Source organism: Microbacterium umsixpiens (genome assembly GCF_053543675.1).
Map to the genome: position 1 here is coordinate 1 of NZ_JBLVOH010000189.1, position 1,377 is coordinate 1,377.

A 1,377-nucleotide genomic window follows, 5' to 3' on the forward strand; every position below is an offset into this window, starting at 1 on the left:
GGGCAACGGTGCGGTGGTGCGGTTGAGCAGCGGGATTTCGTGCACGACGACTCCGGGATCGCGCCGGGCCTCCGCGATGCGCCGGGCCACCTCGTCGAGGATCGCCGGGCGCAGCAGCGCGTTGTACTGACGCAGCAGTGCGTCGTCGCCGAACACCCGTGCCGCCACGGCCGCCCGGTCGAGCGCCCCATCCGGGGCGAGCACCTCGTCGCCCAGCAGCGCGGCGATGCGGGGCAGGAGCGCCGCCCCGCCGGGTGTCCGCGGGTCGACGATGTCGCGTGCGGCGGCATCGCCGTCCACGATGCGGGCGCCGTGGGTCGCGAGTGCGCGTGCGACCGTACTTTTACCCGCGGCGATGCCGCCGGTGAGCCCGACCAGGGTGGAGGCGGTCATGGCCGTCACCCGCTCCGGTGCACGGTGCCCGGATTCGTCAGGGACGGACGAAGCGGACTTCGGTCAGCGTCTCGCCGAGGAACGGCTCGGTGTGCGTCGCGCCGTCGAGCGTGAACCCGTTGCGCGTGTAGAAGCGGTGCGCGCGGGGGTTGTCCTCGGCGACCCACAGGTACAGGGGCTCGTCGGTCTCGACCGCGGCGTCGAACAGCTTCTGGCCGATGCCGGTGCCGTGCAGCGCGTCGAGCAGGTAGATGAAGTACAGCTCGCGGAACGCCGGAGCATCCTTGTCGCGGGCGGGGCCGGAGCCGACGAACCCGACGATCTCGCCGTCGACGAGCGCGGCGTTCATCTTGAACTCGGGACCCTGCGAGGCCCAGTGCGTCCACAGCTCGGCCATGCGCCGGGGTGAGACCTTCTCGAGCGCAGCCTTGCTGATCAGGTGGTCGTAGGTCTCATGCCAGCACTGGGCGTGCACGCGACCGAGGGCTTCCGCATCCACATCACGGACCGGGCGGACGATGACTTCAGGCTGGGCTTCGGCGCTCATGATCGTGACTCTACGCGCGGCGTCCGCGAAGGAGAAATCGAGTGGATGTTCGATGACGCTCGGCGTGCCGGCCTGGAGGGTTCGTACAACGATGTTCGCGAATCGTGCACGCCTGGCTACGATCGATCCTCGTGAACGTGATCTGGCGGACCCTCCTGGTGATCCTCGGCGCCCGACGCCGCGTGCGTCGGGGGAAGACCCTCGACCCGACGGCGGTGGGCAGCATCACCATCACCACTCTGCCGACCGACCTCGACATCCTGCGGCACATGAACAACGGTCGCTACCTGTCGCTGTTCGACCTCGGACGCTGGGACCAGCTCATCCGCACCGGACTGTTCGATGCCATGAAGGCTCAGGGGTGGTACGCGGTCGTCTCGAGCGAGACGATCACGTTCCGCAAGTCGCTGCAGCTGTGGCAGCGGTTCGAGGTGCAG

At 69.0% G+C, this 1,377-nt stretch carries 3 protein-coding genes; 1 reads left to right on the top strand and 2 read right to left on the bottom strand.

From position 1 onward, the window contains the following. The coding region (gene coaE, locus ACNPM4_RS17165; protein WP_448986488.1) for a dephospho-CoA kinase at positions 1-393 on the bottom strand (393 nt) is incomplete at its 3' end. 37 nt (positions 394-430) lie between these two features. Beyond that, the gene (locus tag ACNPM4_RS17170; RefSeq protein WP_029262118.1) at positions 431-940 is read right to left on the bottom strand and encodes a GNAT family N-acetyltransferase; all 510 of its coding nucleotides are present in this window, start codon (positions 938-940) and stop codon (positions 431-433) included. A gap of 131 nt (positions 941-1,071) precedes the next feature. On the opposite strand from ACNPM4_RS17170, the gene ACNPM4_RS17175 reads away from it, so the two are divergent. Further along, a partial coding sequence (locus tag ACNPM4_RS17175) for an acyl-CoA thioesterase (RefSeq protein WP_448986489.1) occupies positions 1,072-1,377 on the top strand: 306 nt, incomplete at its 3' end.